General features: G+C 69.6%; 14 protein-coding genes. 5 read left to right on the forward strand and 9 right to left on the reverse strand.

Features of this window, described 5'->3' with window-relative positions; all coding sequences use genetic code 11:
- Nucleotides 1-54 precede the first annotated feature (54 nt).
- The gene (locus tag FEF34_RS18250) at nucleotides 55-1,011 is read right to left on the reverse strand and encodes a pirin family protein (RefSeq protein WP_138054119.1); all 957 of its coding nucleotides are present in this window, start codon (nucleotides 1,009-1,011) and stop codon (nucleotides 55-57) included.
- 282 nt (nucleotides 1,012-1,293) lie between these two features.
- The gene (locus FEF34_RS18255; RefSeq protein ID WP_093653707.1) at nucleotides 1,294-1,791 is read right to left on the reverse strand and encodes an SseB family protein; all 498 of its coding nucleotides are present in this window, start codon (nucleotides 1,789-1,791) and stop codon (nucleotides 1,294-1,296) included.
- A 430-nt stretch (nucleotides 1,792-2,221) separates the two neighbouring features.
- Between FEF34_RS18255 and FEF34_RS18260 the strand changes: the two genes are divergently transcribed.
- From FEF34_RS18260 to FEF34_RS18270, 3 genes are all read left to right on the forward strand, one after another.
- On the forward strand, nucleotides 2,222-4,048 hold the full coding sequence (locus FEF34_RS18260; protein WP_138054120.1) for an acyl-CoA dehydrogenase: 1,827 nt from the start codon (nucleotides 2,222-2,224) through the stop codon (nucleotides 4,046-4,048).
- A gap of 152 nt (nucleotides 4,049-4,200) precedes the next feature.
- Nucleotides 4,201-5,514 carry a M18 family aminopeptidase gene (locus tag FEF34_RS18265; protein ID WP_138054121.1) on the forward strand — a complete coding sequence of 438 codons (1,314 nt, stop codon included), beginning with the start codon at nucleotides 4,201-4,203 and terminating at the stop codon, nucleotides 5,512-5,514.
- 109 nt (nucleotides 5,515-5,623) lie between these two features.
- A complete protein-coding gene (locus FEF34_RS18270) occupies nucleotides 5,624-5,854 on the forward strand; it encodes a DUF6458 family protein (protein WP_138054122.1) in 231 nt (76 codons plus the stop codon).
- A 225-nt stretch (nucleotides 5,855-6,079) separates the two neighbouring features.
- Here FEF34_RS18270 and FEF34_RS18275 read toward each other — a convergent pair whose 3' ends face one another.
- Entirely contained in the window at nucleotides 6,080-7,876 is a 1,797-nt protein-coding gene (locus FEF34_RS18275; RefSeq protein WP_138054123.1) for an NHL domain-containing thioredoxin family protein, read from the reverse strand.
- Between the two features lie 63 nt (nucleotides 7,877-7,939).
- On the opposite strand from FEF34_RS18275, the gene FEF34_RS18280 reads away from it, so the two are divergent.
- On the forward strand, nucleotides 7,940-8,656 hold the full coding sequence (locus tag FEF34_RS18280) for a hypothetical protein (RefSeq protein ID WP_234042448.1): 717 nt from the start codon (nucleotides 7,940-7,942) through the stop codon (nucleotides 8,654-8,656).
- A 232-nt stretch (nucleotides 8,657-8,888) separates the two neighbouring features.
- Here the strand turns inward: FEF34_RS18280 and FEF34_RS18285 are convergent, their stop codons facing one another.
- The 6 genes from FEF34_RS18285 to FEF34_RS18310 all read right to left on the reverse strand — a co-directional run bounded on the left by FEF34_RS18285 (nucleotide 8,889) and on the right by FEF34_RS18310 (nucleotide 13,955).
- Entirely contained in the window at nucleotides 8,889-9,089 is a 201-nt protein-coding gene (locus tag FEF34_RS18285; protein WP_138054124.1) for a hypothetical protein, read from the reverse strand.
- Nucleotides 9,090-9,178: 89 nt separating this feature from the next.
- Complete coding sequence (locus FEF34_RS18290; RefSeq protein ID WP_138054125.1) at nucleotides 9,179-10,027, reverse strand: helix-turn-helix domain-containing protein; 849 nt, start codon at nucleotides 10,025-10,027, stop codon at nucleotides 9,179-9,181.
- A gap of 12 nt (nucleotides 10,028-10,039) precedes the next feature.
- Nucleotides 10,040-10,558 carry a DUF6879 family protein gene (locus FEF34_RS18295; protein ID WP_325063638.1) on the reverse strand — a complete coding sequence of 173 codons (519 nt, stop codon included), beginning with the start codon at nucleotides 10,556-10,558 and terminating at the stop codon, nucleotides 10,040-10,042.
- 10 nt (nucleotides 10,559-10,568) lie between these two features.
- On the reverse strand, nucleotides 10,569-10,811 hold the full coding sequence (locus FEF34_RS18300; RefSeq protein ID WP_138054127.1) for a hypothetical protein: 243 nt from the start codon (nucleotides 10,809-10,811) through the stop codon (nucleotides 10,569-10,571).
- Between the two features lie 474 nt (nucleotides 10,812-11,285).
- Nucleotides 11,286-12,842 (reverse strand): recombinase family protein, encoded by a 1,557-nt coding sequence (locus tag FEF34_RS18305; protein WP_138054128.1) that lies wholly within the window; start codon nucleotides 12,840-12,842, stop codon nucleotides 11,286-11,288.
- A 309-nt stretch (nucleotides 12,843-13,151) separates the two neighbouring features.
- Entirely contained in the window at nucleotides 13,152-13,955 is an 804-nt protein-coding gene (locus tag FEF34_RS18310) for a carbon-nitrogen family hydrolase (protein ID WP_138054129.1), read from the reverse strand.
- A gap of 165 nt (nucleotides 13,956-14,120) precedes the next feature.
- Between FEF34_RS18310 and FEF34_RS18315 the strand changes: the two genes are divergently transcribed.
- On the forward strand, nucleotides 14,121-14,945 hold the full coding sequence (locus FEF34_RS18315) for a maleylpyruvate isomerase family mycothiol-dependent enzyme (RefSeq protein ID WP_138054130.1): 825 nt from the start codon (nucleotides 14,121-14,123) through the stop codon (nucleotides 14,943-14,945).
- Nucleotides 14,946-14,955 lie beyond the last annotated feature (10 nt).

The following is a 14,955-nucleotide window of genomic DNA, read 5'->3' on the forward strand; positions in this document are numbered from 1 at the left end:
CGGCGGACGGCATCGGTCGCCGCCCGCCGGAGCGGACTTCCGAGGACCGGGGGATCACATCCCGTGGACGGCCGGGATGGTGCCGAGGCGCCCCTTCTGGAAGTCCTCGAACGCCTGCTGGAGTTCCTCGCGGGTGTTCATGACGAACGGGCCGTAGTGGGCCATGGGCTCACGGATGGGCCGGCCGCCGAGGAGGACGACCTCCAGGTCCGGCGTGTGGGAGTCCTGCTTCTCGTCCGCACGGACGGTCAGCGACGAGCCGCTACCGAAGACGGCCGTCTGCCCCGGGTGGACCGGACGCCGCTCCGCACCGACCGAGCCCCGGCCCGCGAGGACGTAGGCCAGGCCGTTGAAGTCCTCCCGCCACGGCAGTGTGGCCTCCGCGCCCGGCGCCAGCGTCGCGTGGATCATCGTGATCGGCGTGTGCGTGATGCCAGGCCCCTCGTGGCCGTCCAGCTCACCGGCGATGACCCGCAGCAGCGCGCCGCCGTCGGGCGTGGTCAGTAGCTGGACGTTGCCGCCGCGGATGTCCTGGTAGCGCGGAGGCATCATCTTGTCCTTGGCCGGGAGGTTGACCCACAGCTGGAGGCCGTGGAAGAGACCGCCAGACATGACGAGGTGCTCCGGTGGCGCCTCGATGTGGAGCAGGCCCGAGCCGGCCGTCATCCACTGGGTGTCGCCGTTGGTGATGGTGCCGCCACCGCCGTTGGAGTCCTGGTGGTCGAAGATGCCGTCGATGATGTAGGTGACAGTCTCGAAGCCGCGGTGCGGATGCCACGGGGTCCCTTTCGGCTCCCCGGGCTGATACTCCACCTCGCCCATCTGGTCCATCATGATGAACGGGTCGAGGTGCTTGTAGTTGATCCCGGCGAACGCGCGGCGCACCGGGAAACCCTCCCCCTCGTATCCCTGGGGCGCCGTGGTCACGGCGAGCACGGGCCGCTGGACGGCGCCGTCGGCCGCGGAGACGCGCGGCAGGGTGAGCGGGTTCTCGACAGTCACTGCAGGCATGGGGGCCTCCTTGTGCGTCCAGTTTAGTTGAATCCTGAACTTCTCACCACCCCCAACACGGATCCCTCCGGACGCATTCCCGGCGACCCCGCAGTGGACGGGCTCCGCACCGTCGAGGGACGGCCCCACGCGCGAAGACCCCGCACACAGACGGCCGGCGACACCGCGGAGGGTGCTCGCCGGCCGTCTGACGGAGAGAAAGGGAGTACGGGGACCACCCGGGTGCGGGCACCACCGGGGTGCGGGGACCACCCGGGTGCGGGCACCACCCGGGTGCGGGCACTACCCGTACATGCGCCGCATCGCGAAGTCGACCATCTGCTCGACGGCCTTCGCGTCGAAGACCATCCGATGCTCGCCCTCCATGTCGAGGACGAAGCCGTACCCGGTGGGCAGCAGGTCGATCACCTCGGCGCCGGTGATCACGAAGTACTTGGACTCCTTGCCCGCGTAGCGGCGCAGCTCCTTGAGCGAGCTGAACATCGGGATCACCGGCTGCTGCGTGTTGTGCAGCGCCAGGAAGCCGGGATTGTCCCCACGCGGGCAGTACACCTTCGACGTCGCGAAGACCTGCTGGAAGTCCTCCGCGGAGAGCGACCCCGTCGTGAAGGCCCGCACCGCGTCGGCGAGCGAAGGCGGCGACGGCTCGGGGTACAGCGGCTGCTCACCGTAGCCCGCTCCGGGCATCCCGGCACCGGGCATACCCGCGCCCGACATCGGCTGCTGCGGCGGGGGGCCGTAGTGCTGCTGACCGCCGGGGGTCTGGTCGTAGCCGTACATGGGCGCAAGCCTACCGAGGCTCCGCCGGGAGCGGGCGCGGCCGCCGGCCGTGCCTCAGCGGCCGAGCCCCCTGGACCTGATCGCGCCGACGCAGGACGACCGCGCTCCGGTGCCGACCGCGAGGACCGGGCCACGGAGCACCTTCGAGTCACGGACGGGGCCACCGCCCCTCGCCGCCCCGAGGGGCGGTGAGGGCGGTGAAGCGGGTGCTCGACGCGGTGAGTCCGCGCCGGGGTGTGGACCGGGGCCCGGACAGCAAGACAGTCTGGTGCGAGCCGGCGGGCCCGGAAGTGCCGTGGGATGCGGGCCGCGTCACAGATGTCCGTGAGGGGTTGCTTCTTATTACCGACGGGTAGCATCATCGTAGCTACTTGCTGGTAGATGTACGAGGAACCCTGCCTCCTCCCCGATCCGTTACGGAGCCGTCGCCATGGGGCACTACAAGTCGAATCTCCGCGACATCGAGTTCAACCTCTTCGAGGTCCTCGGGCGCGACAAGCTGTACGGCACGGGCCCGTTCGCGGAGATGGACGTCGAGACCGCCAAGAGCATCCTCGACGAGATCGCCCGCCTCGCGGAGAACGACCTCGCCGAGTCCTTCGCCGACGCCGACCGCAACCCGCCGGTCTTCGACCCCGAGACCAACACCGCCCCGGTGCCCGCGAGCTTCAAGAAGAGCTACAAGGCATTCATGGACTCCGAGTACTGGCGCCTCGGCCTCCCCGAGGAGATCGGCGGCACCACCGCGCCGCGCTCCCTCGTCTGGTCGTACGCCGAGCTGCTCCTCGGCTCGAACCCGGCGATATGGATGTACTCCTCGGGCCCGGCGTTCGCCGGCATCCTCCACGACGAGGGCAACGAGGCCCAGAAGAAGATCGCCCGGATCGCGGTCGAGAAGCAGTGGGGCTCCACCATGGTGCTCACCGAGCCCGACGCGGGCTCGGACGTGGGCGCCGGCCGCACCAAGGCGATCCAGCAGGACGACGGCTCCTGGCACATCGAGGGCGTGAAGCGCTTCATCACCTCCGGTGAGCACGACATGGAGGAGAACATCCTCCACTACGTCCTCGCCCGCCCCGAGGGCCACGGCCCCGGCACCAAGGGCCTGTCCCTCTTCCTCGTACCGAAGTTCCACTTCGACTGGGAGACCGGCGAGCTGGGCGAGCGCAACGGCGTCTACGCCACCAACGTCGAGCACAAGATGGGCCTCAAGGCGTCCAACACGTGCGAGATGACCTTCGGCGACAAGCACCCCGCGAAGGGCTGGCTGATCGGCGACAAGCACGACGGCATCCGCCAGATGTTCATGATCATCGAGTTCGCCCGCATGATGGTCGGCACGAAGGCGATCTCCACGCTGTCGACGGGCTACCTCAACGCGCTGGAGTACGCCAAGGAGCGCGTCCAGGGCCCCGACCTGGCGAACTTCATGGACAAGACCGCGCCCAAGGTCACCATCACCCACCACCCCGACGTGCGCCGCTCGCTCATGACGCAGAAGGCGTACGCGGAGGGCATGCGCTCCCTCGTCCTCTACACCGCCGCGGTGCAGGACGAGATCGCGTTCAAGGAGTCCACGGGCGAGGACGCCAAGTCCCTGCACGGCCTGAACGACCTGCTGCTGCCGATCGTGAAGGGCTACGGCTCCGAGAAGGCGTACGAGCAGCTCGCCCAGTCGCTGCAGATCTTCGGCGGCTCCGGGTACCTGCAGGAGTACCCGATCGAGCAGTACATCCGCGACGCCAAGATCGACACCCTGTACGAGGGCACCACGGCGATCCAGGGCCAGGACTACTTCTTCCGGAAGATCGTCCGTGACCAGGGCGCATCGCTGAACCTGCTGGCCGAGGAGATCAAGAAGTTCCTCGCGGTCGGCACCGGCGGCGACGAGCTGAACGGCGCCCGGGACGCCCTCGCCAAGGCCGCCGTGGACCTGGAGGCGATCGTCGGCCGGATGCTCACCGACCTCACCGCCACCGGCGAGGACGTCAAGAACATCTACAAGGTCGGCCTCAACACCACCCGCCTGCTGCTCGCCTCCGGCGACGTCGTCGTCGGCTACCTGCTGCTGCGCGGTGCGGCCGTCGCCGCCGAGAAGCTGGAGACCGCCTCCGCCAAGGACAAGGCGTTCTACCAGGGCAAGATCGCGGCCGCGAAGTTCTTCGCCGCCAACGTCCTGCCGGGCGTCTCGCTCGCCCGCGAGATCGCCGAGGGCGTCGACAACGACCTGATGGAGCTGGACGAGGCGGCCTTCTAGTCCGCGCCCGCACCACACCGTCGCGAAGGCCCGCTCCGGGACGGAGCGGGCCTTCCGCCGTATCGTGCCCCCCCACCCCCGTGCCGCACCGCGGACGGCCCGTCCCACCGGGCGGACCGGGCCCTCGGGGAACGCTCGTTAAGGTGAACACCATGAGCAGCCGTGCAGCCTCCCCGTCGCCCGCCGCCTTCGACCGCGGCCTCACCGAGGACATGATGTCCTTCCTGGCGGCGAGCCCCTCGCCCTACCACGCCGTGGCGAACGCCGCCGAGCGGCTGGACAAGGCCGGATTCCGGCGGGTCGAGGAGACCGACGCCTGGGACGGGACCAGCGGCGGCAAGTACGTGCTCCGGGGCGGCGCGATCATCGCCTGGTACGTGCCGGAGGGCGCTCCGGCCCACACCCCCTTCCGCATCGTCGGCGCCCACACCGACTCCCCCAACCTCCGCGTCAAGCCCCAGCCGGACATGGGCGCGCACGGCTGGCGGCAGATCGCCGTCGAGATCTACGGCGGACCGCTGCTCAACTCCTGGCTCGACCGCGACCTCGGCCTCGCCGGCCGGCTCACGCTGCGGGACGGCTCCACCCGCCTGGTGAACGTCGACCGGCCCCTGCTGCGCGTGCCCCAACTCGCCATCCACATGGACCGTTCCATCTACGAGAAGGGGCTGCAGCTCGACAAGCAGAAGCACATGCAGCCCATCTGGGGCCTCGGCGACACCGTCAGGGAAGGCGACCTGATCTCCTTCCTGGAGGAGGAGAGCGGACTCGCACCCGGCGAGGTCACCGGCTGGGACCTGATGACCCACGCCCTGGAGGCCCCCGCCTTCCTGGGCCGGAACCGCGAACTCGTCGCCGGCCCGCGGATGGACAACCTGCTCTCCGTGCACGCCGGCACAGCGGCGCTCGCCGCCGTCTCCGAGCGGGACGGCCTGGCTCACATCCCCGTCCTCGCCGCCTTCGACCACGAGGAGAACGGCTCCCAGGCCGACACCGGGGCGGACGGCCCGCTCCTCGGATCGGTGCTGGAACGCTCGGTGTTCGCCCGCGGCGGCACCTACGAGGACCGCGCCCGGGCCTTCGCCGGCACCGTCTGCCTGTCCTCCGACACGGGCCACGCCGTGCACCCCAACTACGCGGAACGCCACGACCCCACGCACCACCCCCGCCCCAACCGCGGCCCCATCCTGAAGGTCAACGTCAACCAGCGGTACGCGACGGACGGCAGCGGCCGGGCCGTGTTCGCCGCCGCCTGCGAACGTGCGGGCGTGGAGTGGCAGACGTTCGTCTCCAACAACGCGATGCCGTGCGGCACGACGATCGGCCCGATCACCGCCGCCCGCCACGGGATCCGCACCGTCGACATCGGCGTCGCGATCCTCTCGATGCACAGCGCCCGCGAACTCTGCGGCGCGGACGACCCGTACCTGCTGGCCAACGCACTGGTGGCGTTCCTCGAAGGCTGATCCGCCCGGCCTCCGCCGAGTGCCCGGCGGACGTCGTGCCGGCTCTCCCGCGTAGGTGTCGCCCGCCGGGGTACCCGGAGGTCCTACATCGACACGGGAGGCGGAGATCATGGGCCTGGGAGGCTGCATCCTGCTGATCGGCGCGGGGGCGATTCTCACCTTCGCGACCGACTGGGAGACCGAGAGCGTCAACCTCGACCTGGTCGGGCTGATCATGATGGCGGTCGGCATCATCGGCGTCGCCACCTTCACCAGCATCGCGCGCCGCCGCCGGGCGGTCGTCCCCCCGGTCGCCCCGACCGTGGTGGAGGAGCCCCGGCACAGCGGCTACGAGCGCTGACGCGCCGACGGCCCGATCCGGTCGGCGGCGGGACGCCCGGGGCCGGTGTCCGTCGGCATCCGCCGACGCTGACATCCGCGAGAACACCGTGCCGGGCACGGTGTTTCGCATGGTTCTCCTGGGACAGGGGACGGCCGTCGTGCACCATCGCGGTCCGTCCCGCAACAAGCACGCCGCCGTACTCGCCGCGGTGGCCGCGGTCGTCGTCGCGCCGGCCGGGAACGGCTACGCGTCGTCCATGCCCGCGAGCACCAGCGGAAGCCGGGCCACCCCGTCCCGGGTCACGCGGACCGGAACACCCCAGTCCTGCTGGTGCACATGGCACGCCGGGTACGGGTTCGCGGGATCGTCGTCGCAGGAGGCCGCCATCGCCGACACATGCAGCACGCCCTCCGTCACCGACGGACCCAGCTCCAGCTCCCGGAAGAGGTCGGTGCCCGCGCCCTCGCCCCCGGCCAGCAGCTCGGGCGGGGTGGACGACACCAGCAGCCGGGTCGACGGGCCGTAACGGGTGTCGAGCTTCTGCCCCTCGGGAGCCTGGAAGACCACGTCGAGCCGCAGCGTCCCCGGTGCCACCTCGGTGGCGGCACGCCGAGTACGGTGCGCCACGGCCTCGACGCGGACGGCCTCCTCGGGCAGCCGCAGCCGCGTCAGCCGGTGCCGCGCCGACTCCACGACGACGATCTCCTCGCCGTCCAGCACCGCGCCGGACGGCTCGCGCAGGTCGGTCGCGAGAGTCGTCACCTCGTCCGACGCCGGATCGTAGCGACGGAGCGCGTGGTTGTACGTGTCGGACACCGCCACCGAGCCGTCGGGCAGCGCGGTGACGCCCAACGGGTGCTGGAGCAGGGCCTGTCCGGCGGCCCCGTCGCGGTGACCGAAGTCGAAGAGGCCCGTGCCGACGGCGGTGTGCACGATGCCGTCGGTGCCGATCCAGCGCAGCGCGGATGTCTCCGAGTCCGCGATCCACAGCCGGTCCTCGGCAGCGGCCAGCCCGGACGGCTGCGCGAACCACGCCTCGGCGGCCGTCCCGTCCACCAGACCCTCGTTGGTCGTGCCGGCGGCCACCTCGACCGTGCCGCTCTCCGGGTCGTACGTCCACAGCTGGTGGACGCCGGCCATGGCGATCCACACCCTGCCCTGCCACCAGGCCACGTCCCACGGCGAGGACAGGTCCACCTCCAGCGCCGGACCCGACGTCGGCGCCCCCTGCCACCACTGCCGCCCCGTCCCCGCGACCCGCTCGATCACGCCGGTCCCGGGATCGAACGTCCGCAGCGCGTGGTTCACGGTGTCGGCGACGACCACCTTCCCCGACGGCAGCAGCGCGAGCCCCTGCGGCTCCCGGAAGTCGCCGTCGCCGATCCGGCGTACGACGGTCTCCCCGTCCGCCTCCAGCTCGACGAGCTGGTGCCGGGTCGAATCGGAGACCAGGAAGCGCCCGGAGGGCAGCCGCACGGCCTTTCCCGGGAAGCGCAGATCCGTGGCGACCGGCTCCGGCGGCACATACGGCCCGTCCCCGCGCCGCAGCGTCCCCTTCGCCTCGTGCTCGACCTCCAGCTGCTCCACGAGGCGCTCGATGGCATGCGCGTGGCCCTCACCGGCGTGCTGGGCGACGACGTACCCCTCGGGGTCGATCACCACGAGCGTCGGCCAGGCCCGTACCGCGTACTGCTTCCAGGTCGCGAGCTCGGGGTCGTCGAGGACCGGGTGGTGCACCTCGTACCGCTCGACGGCGTCGACGACGGCCCGGTGCTCGGCCTCGTGAGCGAACTTCGGCGAGTGGACACCGATGATCACCGTGGTGTCGCGGTGCTTCTCCTCGAGCTCGCGCAGCTCGTCCAGGACGTGCAGACAGTTGATGCAGCAGAACGTCCAAAAATCCAAGATCAATGTGCGACCTCGGAAGTCGGCGAGCTTGAGGTCCTTCCCGCCGGTGTTGATCCAGCCGCCCTTGCCGATCAGCTCGGGGGCACGGACACGGGCACGTCGGGGCGCGGGCGCGGGGGCGGCATCGTTCATGCTTCAAGCTTGCCATCCTGGTATGAACGTCGGATCACACGCGTAGGACGGGGGGAGCGACGAATGGCTGCGGGCGGGAACGAGACGACTGCCGGTGAGACGGCGCGGACGGAACAGAGCTTCATGGCGCTGCCGGACCGCACCGAGGACAAGCGGGAGCCATTCGCCACGTGTCTGGAGGAGGTCGTCCGAATCCTCGGGCTCGCCGTCGCTCCCGAGCCTCAGCCGGGTGGACCCCTGACCTGGGAGCACCGCGCTCGGGCGGCGCTGCGTGAGGCTTGCCGCCAAGGCATGGACCTGTCCGAAGCAGCGTTCGGCGCACTCGTCAAGGCGGCCGTCCACGATCCCAACCCGAGTTTCAACCGTGGTTTCATCGAGCCGGCTCTGAACGCTTTCGGACACAGCCGCGTCCAATCCGCGCTGCTCGGGTACCTGCGGACCGGCACGGACCTTGAGCGAGCGGGCGCCGCGCGGGCCTGGTACTGGTCAGCCCTACCCCTGCCGATGCCCCTCGTACGGGCCAAGAGCCCGGGATTTACCGGTCAGGCGGGGTCCGATGACGGCTCGGCCGTGGTGGCCGAGTGGAATGAAGCTGCTTTGCATGAGTTCGTGAACAACGAGCACCTGGATGTCCGACGCTGCATCCTGCCGGGTCTGTCGCTCCGGAAGTCGGCCTACCCCCCGGAGCTGCACGACCTGGTGGAAGCGGCGGTGTCGACGGCCCGGTCCCACCCGGACGAGTACATCCGCCACCGCGTGGAACACCAGGTCGGCGATTGACACGCTCAATGAGCACGCTCGACCACTGCGACCTCCGAGAACTCCCGGAGGAAGGTCATGTGGCCTGTCCGACCAGTGTGCTGTATGCACATGTCGGTGCACACGTCCGCGCTCCCGGTCGGCGCGGCTATCCACTGGCAATCCGGGTTCAGACATCGCGCCGTGGCCGTCGTCTCCGCTGAGGGGTGGCGGTGCATGACGTAGCTGACGTACCGGAGCACGGCTCTCACGGTCATGCCGCCCCCTTGGGGTGCGGGTGGTTCCGCAGCTCCACGTTGCAATCGCTGACCGTGGAGCGGTCGCCCCGAAGACGGGCTTCCCGGCGCTCTGCGGCCAGGGCGGCGCAGACCCCGCAACCGGCCACTGGTCCGGGCTCCGGGTCTGTGCGCAACGGCAGCTCTACCGGGGGTTGCGCATACGTGATCGGCTTCACGGCCCCGCTCCTTGTGTCGTCCGTGTAGCGACCACGCTAGGAACGCCGGGGCTGCAACTCCCAGGAGATTGCACGAGGTTGCACGGTTTTCACCTGAGTGTCTGCATGGCGCTCGCGATCACCGCGCGGGCCTTCACTCCGTAGACGGCCATGCCGGCGAGTTCGGTGAACGTGTCCGTGTACGCGGCAACCTCGCTCGGCTGGGTCAGCGTGAGGTAGCCAGAGACCAACTCGACGTTGACCTGTCCGGTGTCGAAGATCCAGAACCCTTCCACCGGCATCCGGGAGCGTTCGGTTCGTGTGAGGACCACGCCCAGGCTGACGCTGGGCAGTGAGCCGACCGTGAGGAGGTGGCGGAGCTGTTCCTCCTGCACGTCCGCCCCACCGAGCCCGTTCCGCAAGACCGATTCCTCAACCAGGAACGCGAACCGCCGGTCACCTTCGTAGAGGACGCGCTGACGCTCCATGCGGACGGCGACCGCGTCGGCCACGTCGTCCACCTCCACGCGCCTCCGCTGGACAGCCCGCAAAACCGCTTCGGTGTAGCCGTAGGTCTGGATCAGGCCCGGGATGAACCACGAGGAGTAGGAGCGGAACCGGCGGGTTCGCTCGAAGAGCGGGAGACGGGCTTCCTGTGCCTGCTTGAGCCCGGCGCGCTCCATGCGCCGCCACCCGACCCACATGCCTTCGGCGGTGCGCAGCGAGGCCAACAGGTCTTCCGTTTGATCTTCCGACCCGCACGCCTGGCACCACGCTCGGATGTCGTCGGCGGACGGGGGCGTGCGCGCGTTCATGATCCGTGACGACTTGGACGGGTGCCAGGAGCACAGACGGGCGATGTCCCGTCCGGTGAGGCCGGCATCCCGGCACAGCTCAGCGAGTCGATTCGCCAGAGCCTGCCGGGCCTGCTGTGCGCTTGATGAGGGTGAGACGGCCATGGTGGTGACAGCTCAGCGCGGTCGGTACTCCTCGTGCGGAACGGCCCGTTGCCAGGCTGCTTCGAAGGCGACGGCGCACAGCTTCACCCGCTCGGGCTCCTCCGTGTACTCCCGCCCGTCCTTGTCGAGCTGCCCGTTCCCCGTGAAGTGGTGGAACAGCGCTTGCCCACCGTCGAACAGCCAGAAGTCAGTTCCCGGCAGGGCCAAGTCCGTGGTCTGCCGCCGTGGCAGCCACCGGACCAGTTCACCCGCCGCGATGTTCGTGAAGGTGCAGTCGTACTCGTACCGCACGTAGTCGCTGATCGGCTCCGACACGATCCGGAGCCGCCGGACCACGACCCCTCGGGCCGTCGCCTCGCTTACCGCGTCGTGCCAGCCGCCCCACCACGAAGACCGGTCAGCGGGGTCGAGGCGCTTCCCCTGCTGCCACGCGATGAACTCGGGGTCATCGAGCATGTAGCTGTCACGCAACTCAAGGTGCACCGCCGAGTGCTGTGCTCGTGCCAGTGCATGACGGGCGGGTGGCTGCACGGCCTGCCTCTCAGTTGTCGTCCGGGCGCGGGATGTACTTCAGCATCACCGCAGGCAGCCGGATGAACGTCTCGTGGTCCGGAACGTCCGTGGAGTGGCCCGGGATCGAACCGATCTCCTGGCACGCCTTCACCTCGTCCTCGGTCGCCTTGTACGACTGAATCAGAAGGTCGCCGGTCTCCTCATGGAGCCAGATCGTCGGAGACTCGTCAGTCGGCGTGTTCGGGATGATGCCGAGGAACTTTAGGGTCATGGTCGCTCCCGCCGTCGAGTGGGTTGCACCAGCGTGCACGAGCCTCACCCCTGCGGCTGAGCCGCGCAAGATGGCCTTCAGACAGGGCCGTTGGGGTGCCAGCGAAGGGACGAGAGCTCCCGAGTCCGCCGTCCCGATCAGGAGTGACGAGTGCGGAGGCTCGTGGTGTTGCCCTGCTTTCCGGGCGGCATCATGGGGCGTTCGGCGGGCTTTGCAGGGCGTTAATTCTGTCGCTCTCGCGCCTGCGGCGGTCGATATCCGCTGGTCAGGGCGATGATGGGCCCGAAAAACGGCGTCGCACCCAGCGTGCGTGTTTCGAGCTGGGGCCGGGGTCGGGATGGTGACCACAGCCCAACTTCGCGCCGACCCTCCGATGGCCCCAGTGACGAAGTGACGGAATGACGTTTTGTTCTATTCCATCTATAGAGACTCAGAAATCTCTTAAAGAGGTAATGGGCTTCGACCGTCATTCCGTCACCCCGTCACCCGTTGACTCCACCCAGCGTCGTCTCCGGTCGCCCAGACGATCCGGCAGCGCTCGTCACCGTTGAACCTCACGCCCACCCTGCCTCGCTGGACTTCCACGCGATCGATTGCAAGGCCAAGGCGTTCACGCCTTCCGGCTGCGTCGTCGGCTTCCCAAGCTTCACGTAGCAGGCCCGCATCCAGAAGCGGAGAGATGTCCACGGAAGGGGTCGGCATTCGCAGTAGGTCCGCGCGCAGCCCCTCGATCCGGGTACGAAGTCGTCCTGCGAGCCGGTTGTACCGGTCGATCGCGTCTGCGCCGGTGAACTCGCCGCGGACGTACCTGGCCTCCTCCAGATCCGCCAGACGGGCCCCCTCGTCCGCGATCTCAGCTTCGATCGCGTCCCGCTTCGCAAAAACCTCCGGGTCCTCCCTCTGCACCCAGCGATCGGCGATCACGGTGAGCAGCGGGTCCTGGGGCTCCAGGGACGGAAGGCGTGAGAGGAACGCCCGGGTCACGTAGTCATCGATGCTCTCCACGCGAGCCGATACGCCCGAGCATCCTCGCCCCATCCGGTGGCTGGAGCATTGGTACGACGTGCCGGCCTTGCTCATCCGGGCCCCGCACAGCCCACAACGCGCTATCCCGGTGAGCAGCGACTTCCCCTGCTTGTGGCCGTGCCGCTTCCCCGCCAGAGGAAACGTGCGCGCTTCGAGCTGGCGGAGGATGAGCTCACGTTCCCCGACCGTGATGATCCCCTCGCCGATACTCACAGTTTCGAGCGTCTCCGGGTCCCGGTAGGGAGAGACCCGGTTCATGTACTTGCGTGTCCCGTCCGGCTGCTCCTCGTACTCGGTCTGCGGCATGAGACCGGCGAAGGCCGGTGAGCGAAGGAGTTGCATGACGCTGGACGAGTTCCACTCGCCTCCACGAGCGGACTCCACCCCGTGCTCGTTCAGCAGCCGGGCGATGTGGACGAGGGCCTTCCCGGACAGCGCCTCGTCGGCGATCAGGCGTGCGTAGACGGCGGTCTGGGGGTCATGGACGAGCTTCTTCGCCTCCGGGTCCACCAGCAGCCCGTAAGGCGGCTGTCCGCCGATCCACTGGCCCCGCTGGCGTAGGTACCGCTTGGCGTTGCCGACGCGCATCCCAAGGTTGCGGGACTCGTTGCGCGCCAGTTCCGCCAGCATCGCGATGGTGACCCGGGCGCTGTCGTTCTTCGTGTCGAGGCCGTCCATGACGGAGACCAGCCGTCCGCCGACCCGGCCTATGTCGTCCAGCGCCTTGCCGACCTCGCCGATGCCCTTGCGGGACAGGCGGTCGAGCTTCCAGACGATCAGAACGCCCACGACGCCGGCCGTGGCTGCTGTGATCGCCGCATCGAACCCCTTGCGGCTGACGTTCTTGTAACCGGAACGTCCACGGTCGATGTGGACCTTGCGGACGGTCAGTCCGTTGCGCTCCGCCCATGCGCGGCAGTCGGCTTCCTGGCGGTCGATCGCCGTCTTGCCCTCCCGGTCCAGGGACAGGCGCAAGTACAGGTCAGCAGTGGTGTGTTGGTGCACCTCCCAACGCTAGCGAGAAGTGCTCACATTGGTTCAGGAAATCCAGAAATCTACAACAACGCACTTACCCCGCAGGTCAGCGAGGGTGAGCTCTTTGCCTCCGGTGTTCAACCATCCGCCCTCGCCGATCAGCTCGGGGGCACGAACACGGGCACGTCGGCGGGGCGCGGGGGAAGCGGCGGTCATGAGTCCAAGGGTGCCACTTCCGGAGTGCGCACCTCCGGCGGGTCCGGGGCCGGCCCGGCGGGAGCCGCCCCTTTCCCGGAACGCCGGGCAGCGGCGGGGAGGGGCGGGGAGGTTCCCGGAGCGTCAGACCCCGGGTGCCGAGGGCGGCGCCAGGCCCAGGCGGCGGTCCTTGAGGGCCGGGAACTGGTCGCGGGTAGCGGCGGGCCTCTCCGGGTCGAGGTCGGCCGTGAGGACCTCCTCCCCGCCACCCGCCTCGGCGAGGACCTCACCCCAGGGGTCGACGACGATGCTGTGGCCCGCCTGCTCCACGCCCGCGTGGGTACCGGCGGTGCCGCAGGCGAGGACGTACGCCTGGTTCTCGACGGCGCGGGCCCGCGCCAGGAGGGTCCAGTGGGCACGGCGCCGCTCGGGCCAGCCGGCGGGGACGACGAGGACGTCGGCTCCGGCGTCGACCAGGCCGCGGAAGAGCTCCGGGAAGCGCAGGTCGTAGCAGGTGCCGAGGCCGAGGGTGGCCTCGGGGAGCCGTACGGTCACCAGCTCCTCGCCCGCGGCCATCATCACGGCCTCGCCCTTGTCGAAGCCGAAGCGGTGGATCTTCCGGTAGACGCCCGCGAGGCGGCCCTCGGGGGTGAGGACGAGCGAGGTGTTGAAGAGACGCCCGTCGGGCGCCCGTTCGACGACGGACCCGGCGTGCAGCCAGACGCCCGCGTCGGCGGCCGCCTTCGCCATGAGCTGGCGCGTGGGACCGTCCAGCGTCTCGGCCTCCGCCTCGAAGGCCTCGTACGCGAAGGCCCCGACGGGCCAGAGCTCGGGGAGGACGACGAGGTCGGATCCGCGCTGTTCCCGGACCAGTTCGGCCGCTCGACTGCGGCGGGAATCCACCGATTCGTCCCGGTCTACTGCGATCTGGATGAGTGAGGCGCGCACACTACCACCGTCCTGGCATTCGAGCCGTCAACACGGGCCTACGATCGTCACACGAAAGCACTGCCGGGGTGCCCAAGGGCAGCGTACTGTTCTCTCCCGGGGGTCACCCCCAGGACCCCCGGCAGCCGCCTGCACCCAGCCCGCGCACGACCGCCGAGGGGTTCCGTGACCGTCCATCCCAGTCTCCAGACCTACGCCGACGCCTGGGCCCACTCCGTCGAAGCCATATCCGAGCTGGTGCAGCCGCTCGCCGAGGGGGAGTGGAACCGCGCGACGCCGTGCCCCGGCTGGTCGGTGCGCGACATCGTGTCGCACGTGATCGGCATGGAGTGCGAGATGCTCGGTGATCCCCGGCCGATCCACACGCTGCCACGCGATCTCTACCATGTGCGCAGCGAGTTCGCCCGCTACATGGAGATGCAGGTCGATGTGCGCCGCCACCACACGGCGCCGGAGATGACCGCGGAGCTCGAGTACACGATCATCCGGCGGAACCGGCAGCTGCGGAACGAGAACCGTGCTCCCGACACGCTGGTGCGCGCCCCGCTGGGTACGGAGCAGACGCTGGAACTTGCCTACCGTATGCGGGCGTTCGACATCTGGGCGCACGAGCAGGACCTGCGCACCGCGCTGAACAGGCCGGGCAACCTCGACTCCCCCGGCGCGCTCGTCGCCCGTGACAACTTCCTCGCGGTGCTGCCGAGGGTCGTCGCCAAGGACGCCGGCGCCCCTCCGCATTCGGCGGTGGTCTTCGACGTGCACGGTCCGGTGGAGTTCCTGCGTACGGTGCGGGTCGACGCGGACGGACGCGGCACCATCGACGGCGCGCCCTCGCTGGGCCCGGCCGCGACGCTGGCACTGGACTGGGAGACGTACTTCCGGCTGGCGGCCGGACGGGTCAGGCCCGCGGCAGTCGCCGACCGGATCAAGATCGAGGGGAACACCGACCTCGCGGGGGCGATCCTGGACTCGTTCGCGGTGACGCCGTAGCGGGTGGCGT

Origin of the sequence: Streptomyces marianii, assembly GCF_005795905.1 — a bacterium.
In the GTDB taxonomy this organism is placed as follows: domain Bacteria; phylum Actinomycetota; class Actinomycetes; order Streptomycetales; family Streptomycetaceae; genus Streptomyces; species Streptomyces marianii.

Bases quoted from the DNA above. Each gene is read 5' to 3' on its own strand.
- FEF34_RS18250 (WP_138054119.1), bottom strand. From the start codon at position 1,011: ATGCCTGCAGTGACTGTCGAGAACCCGCTCACCCTGCCGCGCGTCTCC.
- FEF34_RS18255 (WP_093653707.1), bottom strand. From the start codon at position 1,791: ATGTACGGCTACGACCAGACCCCCGGCGGTCAGCAGCACTACGGCCCC.
- FEF34_RS18260 (WP_138054120.1), top strand. From the start codon at position 2,222: ATGGGGCACTACAAGTCGAATCTCCGCGACATCGAGTTCAACCTCTTC.
- FEF34_RS18265 (WP_138054121.1), top strand. From the start codon at position 4,201: ATGAGCAGCCGTGCAGCCTCCCCGTCGCCCGCCGCCTTCGACCGCGGC.
- FEF34_RS18270 (WP_138054122.1), top strand. From the start codon at position 5,624: ATGGGCCTGGGAGGCTGCATCCTGCTGATCGGCGCGGGGGCGATTCTC.
- FEF34_RS18275 (WP_138054123.1), bottom strand. From the start codon at position 7,876: ATGAACGATGCCGCCCCCGCGCCCGCGCCCCGACGTGCCCGTGTCCGT.
- FEF34_RS18280 (WP_234042448.1), top strand. From the start codon at position 7,940: ATGGCTGCGGGCGGGAACGAGACGACTGCCGGTGAGACGGCGCGGACG.
- FEF34_RS18290 (WP_138054125.1), bottom strand. From the start codon at position 10,027: ATGGCCGTCTCACCCTCATCAAGCGCACAGCAGGCCCGGCAGGCTCTG.
- FEF34_RS18300 (WP_138054127.1), bottom strand. From the start codon at position 10,811: ATGACCCTAAAGTTCCTCGGCATCATCCCGAACACGCCGACTGACGAG.